This is a genomic window from Mesorhizobium sp. (genome assembly GCF_004962925.1).
Taxonomy (GTDB): Bacteria; Pseudomonadota; Alphaproteobacteria; order Rhizobiales; family Rhizobiaceae; genus Mesorhizobium.
Genome location: NZ_SUEO01000181.1, coordinates 1 through 3501 on the forward strand (window position 1 = coordinate 1; position 3501 = coordinate 3501).

General features: G+C 63.7%; 2 protein-coding genes. One reads left to right on the forward strand and one right to left on the reverse strand.

Annotated elements, in window-relative coordinates; all coding sequences use genetic code 11:
* Window positions 1–850 (reverse strand): ATP-dependent helicase (locus tag E5W87_RS27040; RefSeq protein WP_292404605.1); only part of this gene is annotated, 850 nt, incomplete at its 3' end.
* A 252-nt stretch (window positions 851–1102) separates the two neighbouring features.
* On the opposite strand from E5W87_RS27040, the gene E5W87_RS27045 reads away from it, so the two are divergent.
* Window positions 1103–3415 carry a glucose/quinate/shikimate family membrane-bound PQQ-dependent dehydrogenase gene (locus tag E5W87_RS27045; RefSeq protein ID WP_292404607.1) on the forward strand — a complete coding sequence of 771 codons (2313 nt, stop codon included), beginning with the start codon at window positions 1103–1105 and terminating at the stop codon, window positions 3413–3415.
* Window positions 3416–3501: the final 86 nt, after the last annotated feature.

A 3501-nucleotide genomic window follows, 5' to 3' on the forward strand; every position in this document is an offset into this window, starting at 1 on the left:
GGGGGGAGGATTGCGGCCGCTGCGCCAGCAGGCGCAGCCACATGTACTGCGCGGTGTTGGTGTCCTGATACTCGTCGACGAGGATGTAGCGGAACCGCTTATGGTATTCCTTCAGCACGTCCGGATTGGCGCGGAAGATGCGGATCGGGTGGCACAGAAGGTCGCCGAAGTCGCAGGCGTTCAGCGTCTTCAGCCGCTCCTGATAGGCCTTGTAGAGCTCTCGGCCCTTGCCGTTGGCGAAGGCGCGGGCGTCGCCCTCGGGGATGTCGGCGGGGCCCAGCCCCTTGTTTTTCCAGCCGTCGATCATCTGGGCGAACTGCTTGGCCGGCCAACGCTTGTCGTCCAGCCCTTCGGCCTGGATCAGCTGCTTGATCAGCCGAACGACATCGTCGGTGTCGAGGATGGTGAAGTCGGATTTGAGCCCGGCAAGCTCGGCGTGCCGGCGTAACAGCTTCACGCCGATCGAGTGGAAAGTGCCGAGCCACGGCATGCCTTCCACATTGCCTTCGCCGATCAAGAGGCCGATGCGCTGCTTCATTTCGCGCGCGGCCTTGTTGGTGAAGGTGACGGCGAGGATCTGCGACGGGAAAGCCTTGCCGGTGGCAAGGATGTGGGCGATGCGGGTGGTCAAGACGCGCGTCTTGCCAGTGCCGGCGCCGGCCAGCACCAGAACCGGGCCTTCGGTGGTTTCCACCGCCAGCCGTTGCTCGGGGTTGAGCCCGTTCAGATAGTCGGGCGCATTGTTGTGGCCGCTGCGGGCAGCCATGGCGCGCGCAGCAATGCCCGACGGGGCCACGGGCCGCGCGTTCGGTTCGTCAAAAAAAGGCATATCTTCCGAAAAGCCGGACATCTCCCCCGAATGTAGTGATTCGGCAGCGAAAGGCCAGAAGTGTCTCCGTTTTGTTCTCTGTCCAGTCCGTAGAACCACAATCTGGATGAGTCCGCGACCCAAAACGCCGAGCTTGCTGTGGGTCTACGCCTAAAACGCGGAGCTTGCTTGACAGCCACGGCGGGCCGGAGAAAGTTGTGCTCGGGGCAGGAGCGCAATGCCGGGTTGCCCATTGACGCGTGCGAAGCGCGCACCAGTCTAAGGAGCATCGTCTTGGCTGTCGTCATTACCTCCCTCATCCTTTTCCTCATCGGCCTAGCGCTTGGCGGCGGCGGCATCTGGTTAGCTTCGCTGGGCGGCAGTTGGTACTACATCATCGCCGGCATCGCCTTCCTCGTCGCCGGCTGGCTGCTCTACAGGCGCAAATCCATGGCGCTGTGGCTTTACGCGGCCATCGTCATCGGCACGCTCTGCTGGGCGGTCTGGGAAATCGGCTTCGACTGGTGGGAACTCGGTCCGCGCGGCGGCATCATCGTGCTTATCGCGTTGTGGTTATTGACACCGTGGGCGCGGCGCGGGCTCACCGGTCCCGATGGACGCGCGCCGCTGATCCTCGCGGTGCTGGCGTCGCTTGCCGTCGCCGGCTATTCGATGACAACCGATCCAAAGGATATTGCCGGCGAACTCAATACCGATGAGGTGACGCCAACGGCCGACCTCGGCGGCAACGTGCCAGCCGGCGAATGGCACTATTACGGTCGCACGCAGTACGGCCAGCGCTATTCGCCGCTCGACCAGATCACCGCCGAGAACGTTGCCAGCTTGCAGCCGGCCTGGACCTATCAGACTGGCGATGTGAAAGGGCCTGACGACATCGGTGAGACGACCTATCAGGTGACACCGCTGAAAGTTGCCGACACGCTCTACATCTGCACGCCGCACAATTTCGCCATTGCCATTGATGCCGCGAGCGGCAAGGAGAAATGGCGCTTCGATCCCAAGGTCGGTTTGGACAAGGACCGCCAGCACCAGACGTGCCGCGGCGTGTCCTATTATGCCGATGCCAAAATCGCCGCCGGCCAGCCCTGTGCAGCACGCGTCTATCTGCCGACATCCGACGCCCGGCTGATCGCGCTCGACGCCGCGAATGGCCAGGTCTGTCCCACGTTTGCCGAAGGCGGCACGCTGAACCTGCTCGCCAACATGCCATATCCAAAGCCGGGCTATTATTATTCGACTTCGGCGCCGCTGATCGTCGCCAACAAGATCATCGTCGGCGGCGCGGTCAACGACAATTATTCAACGCAGGAGCCGTCCGGCGTCATTCGCGCATTCGACGTCGACACCGGCGCCCTGATTTGGAACTGGGATTCCGGCAATCCGGAGCAGACGACGCCACTGGCACCGGGTCAGACCTATACCAACAACTCGCCCAACATGTGGTCGACGGCGAGCGCCGACGAGAAGCTCGGCTTGCTCTACGTGCCGCTCGGCAACAAGACGCCGGATCAGCTCGGCGCCGGGCGGAGCGCCAATGACGAGAAATTCTCCTCCTCGATCACTGCGCTCGATCTCAATACCGGCCAATTGCGGTGGGTGCGGCAGACCGTGCATCACGATCTCTGGGACATGGATCTGCCGGCGCAGCCGACGCTGGTCGACATCACCACGGCCGGCGGCGTCGTGCCGGCGCTGGTCGGGCCGACCAAACAGGGCGACCTCTATGTACTCGACCGGCGCAGCGGCGAGCCGATCGTTCCGATCAACGAAGTACCGGCGCCGGGCGGCGCGATCGAGGGCGATCACACCTCGCCGACGCAGCCGACTTCGGACCTGAGCTTCAATCCGAAGCCGCTGACCGGCGCCGACATGTGGGGCATCACCATGTTCGACCAGCTGGCCTGCCGGATCGAGTTCCTGAAACTGCGCTACGAGGGCCGCTACACACCGCCATCGCTGCAGGGTTCGCTGATCTATCCCGGCAATTTCGGCACATTCAACTGGGGCGGCGTGGCGGTCGATCCGGTACGGCAAGTGATGTTTGGCATGCCGACATACCTGGCGTTCATCTCCAAATTGGTCCCGCGCGCGGACGTGCCGCCGCCGGGCGATACCAAAGGCAGCGAACAGGGCCTCAACCGCAATGACGGTGCGCCTTACGCGGTGATATTGAAGCCGTTTCTGTCGCCGCTCGGCATTCCCTGCCAGGCGCCACCCTGGGGCTATGTCGCGGGTGCCGATCTCAGGACAGGCAAGATCGTCTATAAGCATCGCAACGGCACCGTCTACGACATGACGCCGCTGCCGCTGCCGTTCAAGGTTGGCGTGCCGGGCATCGGTGGGCCGATGATCACCGCGGGCGGCGTCGCCTTCCTCGGTGCGGCCGTCGACGATTTTTTCCGCGCCTATGATCTGACGACCGGCAGGCAGCTCTGGCAGACCCGGCTGCCGGCTGGCGGGCAGTCGACGCCGATGACCTACACGGTCGCCGACGGACGCCAGTTCGTGGTCATCGTCGCCGGCGGCCACGGCTCGGTCGGCACCAAGCCGGGGGACTATGTGATGGCTTACACGCTGCCGAAGTAGAGAGTTCTTTCAGAGGCCGAGATGGCCTTTCAGGCTGGGCACCGAGTTGAGCACCTCATTGGTCAGCTCGGGGCCGGCGGCGGGTT